The sequence below is a fragment of the Kitasatospora aureofaciens genome (assembly GCF_019192735.1).
GTDB classification, from domain to species: domain Bacteria; phylum Actinomycetota; class Actinomycetes; order Streptomycetales; family Streptomycetaceae; genus Kitasatospora; species Kitasatospora aureofaciens_A.
The window spans coordinates 1-4244 of sequence record NZ_JAHTKP010000141.1; the positions used below are offsets into that span (position 1 = coordinate 1).

Genomic DNA, 4244 nt, shown 5'->3' on the forward strand with positions numbered 1-4244 from the left:
CCCCCCGATCAGGGTGGGCAAGGCAAGCGGCGGGGGGGGGGGCCCCCCCCGCCCCCCCGGCTGCGGCTCAACCAGACCGTAGCCGAAGGACCGTACGACGTCGTCCTCGTCGACGAGGCCGGAGCCGCGCTGCTGCCCGAACTGATCGTCGCGGTCGCCAAGGCCAAGGAGACCGCGGTGCTGTTCGGCGACTTCTGCCAGCTGGGTCCCGTCATGCCCAAGCAATTGCCGAAGAGGCCGGAGCTGGCGCAGTGGATCCTCCAGGACTGCTTCGAGCTGGTGGGCATCCGCACCCCTGCCGACGCGCTGGCGAACCCCGGCTGCGCGGCGCTGCTCACCACGCACCGGTTCGGGCCCGACACCACCGACCTTGTCAACCGGATCGTCTACGGCGGCGTGCTCAGGTCGACCCGTCCAGTACGGGACCGTGCCCTCGACCCGGAGATCGTCCTGGTCACCACGGACGGACTCGGCGAGGGGGACGACGGAATCGCTTCCGCCAGGCTGGTGCCGGGCGAGAAGGGCCGTTGGTGGGTGGCAGGCAGCCTGTTGGCGACCGCGCTGGCCGAGCGCCACCACGACGAGGGCGAGAGTGTCGGCATCGTCACGCCGTACAAGCTCCAGGCCCAGGTGACGCACGACTGGCTCCACGACCAGGGCCGCCTCTTCCGCGCTCCCGCGGTGGAGGTGGGTACGGCGCACAGCTTCCAGGGCCGGGAGTTCGACGTGGTCATCCTGGACCTGGTGGAGGACGGTGTGCTTCCGGGGTGGGCCGCCGCTGGTGACTTCAAGGCCGCGCGGTCCTATCCCAGGGACGGTGCCAGACTCTTCAACGTGGGTGCGACGCGGGCCCGCCAGCGCGTCTACGTGCTCGCCGCCTGGGACGCCCTGGCCAGAGCGGGGAACGGGACGGTGCTGGCCCATGTGCGGGACATGGCGAGAGCCGAACCCGAGGCACTCGTGCGCGGCGCCCGATCCGATCAACTCCTCGGCCTGCCCGCCGGCGAGTCATCGGGACTGAACCCGTTGCAGCAGGAGATCTGGCAGGCCTTCGAAGGCCACGTCCGGTACACCGCCATCCACGACGAGGACACCTACTTCCCCGACGCCCTTGACGCCATCGACCAGGCCCGCCACAGTATCTGGCTCTGGTCCCCGTGGTACACCAAGCGCATGTGGGAGGTGGTCCCGCGGCTGCACGACGCGCGCCGCCGCGGTGTGCGGATCCACCTCTTCGTCACCAACGAGAGCGACAGCCTCCTGCAGGGCCAGCTGGCGAACCCGGCCACCGCAGCCGACGCCGCGCGTCGGCTGCCCGAACTCAGGGAGGTGGCCGACACGGTGGTGGAGATCAAGGACATGCACCAGAAGATCCTGGTGATCGACGAGCAGCTCTGCTTCCTCGGCAGCCTCAACACCCTGTCCCACGCGCCCGGCGGTCAGGGCCGGCGGGAGATCATGGTCCCGTTCCGGGGGCGCCGCTTCGCCCGCCACATCCTCGACCACGAGAACGCAGAGCTGCTGCGCCAGCCGCCCTTCTGCCCCGACCACGGCGCCCAGGCCGAACTGCGCAAGTTCATGATCCGGCGCGGGCAACGCCCCGCACTCTCCCCGAACACGACCAACCACCCGGCCCAGCGCTACTTCGCCTGGGCCTGCCCCACGCGCACGATCACAACGAAGCCGGACGGTACGACCGGAACCGTCGGCTGCGACCGGCGGGAGGCTCTGCGCGCTGACGAGGCCCGGTACCTGGGAAACTCGCCTCCGCTTCGGAGGAGCTGACAGAACCGCGCGGCGTCCATGTCCGGTCGTCCATCGGCGTGCGCCTGGGCGCGATGGATGCGGCCGGCGGAACCCCAGCCGGCGGGCGGCCGGGGTTCCGCTGTTCGCGGATCGGGTGGGTCAGTGCTGGAGGGTGAGGAGGGCGGGGCGCCAGGGGAGTTGGTCGTAGGGGGCGGTGGAGCCGGGGGTCATGCCCTGGTAGAGGAGTTGGAGGTTGCAGGGGTCGATGGTCATGGTCTGGTCGGGGTTGTTGCGGACGAGGTCGCCGTGGCTGATGTCGTTGGTCCAGGTGGCGCCGCTGTTGGCCTTGCCGGCGAAGGGGTTGGCCTCGGTGGCGGCCTGCGGGGTCCAGGTGCCGTTGAGGCTGGTGGCGGTGAAGGAGCGGAAGTAGCGTTGCTCGTTGGCGCCGCGGGCTTCGACGATCATGAGGTACTGGTTCTGGCCCTTGACCTTGTAGACCTGGGGTGCTTCGAAGAGGTTCTTGACGGTGTCGGTCATGACGGTGGTGTAGGAGGAGCCGAAGTTGCCCGGGAAGTTGCCGATGGGCATGCTGGCCCGGTAGATGCTGCCGTTGTCGCCGGCGAAGAACAGGTACATGTTCTGGTCGTCGGCGATGAGGGTCTGGTCGATCGGGGCGGCGCCGGGGATGCCGCCGGTGAACAGGGGCTGCGGCGCGGACCAGCCGTTGGGGTTGGTCGGGTCGCTGGAGGTGCGGTAGATGAACGGCCACGCGCCCCACTGGTAGGCGAGCACCCAGATGTTCTTCGGTGCGAAGTAGAACAGCGTGGGCGCCACCGCGTTCTCGTTCATCCCGATCTGCGGGGCGGAGGCCATGTCCGACCAGTTGGTGAAGGGGGCGAACGCCATCGAGCCGTAGGACTTCCCGGACACGTTCGACGCGTAGACCAGGTGCTTGCCGTTGTAGACCACGTCGGTGAAGTCCTTCACCGCGCTCCAGCCGTTGGCCGGTTGCGCCAGCGCGCCCGTCGAGGACCAGCGGTAGGTCGACGGCAGCGGGCAGGTGCCGCCCGGCGGGGTGGACCCGGACAGGCCGCTCCACTGCTGGTTCGCTGCGCCGGTGCACGGCCAGATCTGCACGGCCGTGCCGTTGGCCGTGGCCCCGCCCGCGACGTCCAGGCACAGCCCGGACTCCACGCCGACGACGCTGCCGTCGGAGTTCACCCGCCACTGCTGGTTCGCGCCGCCGGTGCACGTCCAGATCTGCACCCGGGTACCGGCCGTGGTGGCGTGGCCGGGGACATCCAGGCACTTGTTTCCGTACACGGTCAGCTCGTTGGCGGAGGTCGCCGTCCACTGTTGGTTGGTCCCGCCCCAGCAGTCGTAGATCTGCAGGGCGGTGCCATCGGCCTGCCCGGCGTTCTGCACGTCGAGACACCGCCCGGAGCCCGTACCGCGCAGGGCGCCGGTGCTGGCCGCCTGGGCCGGGTTGGCGACGACCATCGTCGCCAGTGCCGCCACGACCGCGAGTACGGCCGTGAGCACCGTGGACAGGCGCCGGTAGGTGGAACTTCGTCTGCGCATGGGGATCTCCAGTGGGAATGGGCGGAGCTGTCGCACGCCTTCGTCATCGTTGGGCTCCGGGTGCGCCGTGCGTACGCTCCGGGAGCCGGCAATCGGCCGGCGCGGGTACCCGCGCCTCGGCCCGTACGGGGTCGGGGACTCCGTACCTACGGCGGCCCGTGCCTCTGCCGGGCCGCCGGGATCGTGGTCAGGCCGCGTCGGGGCACCGGGCGGGTCGTCCGCCCCGGTGGCTCCCGGCGGCCTTCGGCGGGCGCGGGGCGGGAGAGGTGCTCCCCCGCCCCGCCCCCGCCTGCGGTTCAGTTCACCTGAAGGTCCAGTGCTGGTTGGCGCCGCCCCAGGAGTCCCAGATCTGGACGGGGGTGCCGTTGCCGGTCTGGCCGCCGGGGGTCTCCAGAGCGCGGCCGCTGGCGACGTTGACGAGGGTGTACGCGCCGTCGCCGTTCTGGCTGGCCTTCCAGTGCTGGTTGGCGCCGCCGTTGGCGTCCCAGACCGCCATCCTCGTTCCGTTGCCCGTCTGGCCGCCCGGTTCGTCCAGGACCTTGCCGCTGGCGATGTTGGTCAGCGTGTACGAGCCGTCGCCGTTCTGGTCGGCGCGCCACTGCTGGTTGGCGGCGCCGCTGGCGTCCCACACCTGGAGCGGGGTGCCGTTGCCGTTCTGGCCGGCGGGCTCGTCGAGGACGCGTCCGGCGGCCACGTCGGAGAGCGTGTAGACCGTGCCGGAGGTGATGCCGCCGCCCGGTGTGCCGCCGCCGCCTCCGCCCAGGGCGCTGAGCACCGCGCCGTAGGCGGCCTTCTTGTTGCCGTTGTTGTCGAACAGCAGCGGGTTCTCGCCGGTGCGCCAGGAGTCGCTGTCGCGGATGCCCCAGACCGTGATGCCGGTGCAGCGGGCGACGTTGAGACAGGACTGGACGGTGTCG

The 4244-nt window shown here is 70.8% G+C and carries 3 protein-coding genes; 1 reads left to right on the forward strand and 2 read right to left on the reverse strand.

The features are described 5' to 3' along the window. A partial coding sequence (locus tag KV557_RS41510; RefSeq protein WP_256178739.1) for an AAA domain-containing protein occupies window positions 1-1785 on the forward strand: 1785 nt, incomplete at its 5' end. 120 nt (window positions 1786-1905) lie between these two features. Here the strand turns inward: KV557_RS41510 and KV557_RS41515 are convergent. After that, window positions 1906-3327 carry a non-reducing end alpha-L-arabinofuranosidase family hydrolase gene (locus KV557_RS41515; protein WP_218207303.1) on the reverse strand — a complete coding sequence of 474 codons (1422 nt, stop codon included), beginning with the start codon at window positions 3325-3327 and terminating at the stop codon, window positions 1906-1908. A 301-nt stretch (window positions 3328-3628) separates the two neighbouring features. Beyond that, a partial coding sequence (locus tag KV557_RS41520) for an RICIN domain-containing protein (protein WP_218207304.1) occupies window positions 3629-4244 on the reverse strand: 616 nt, incomplete at its 5' end.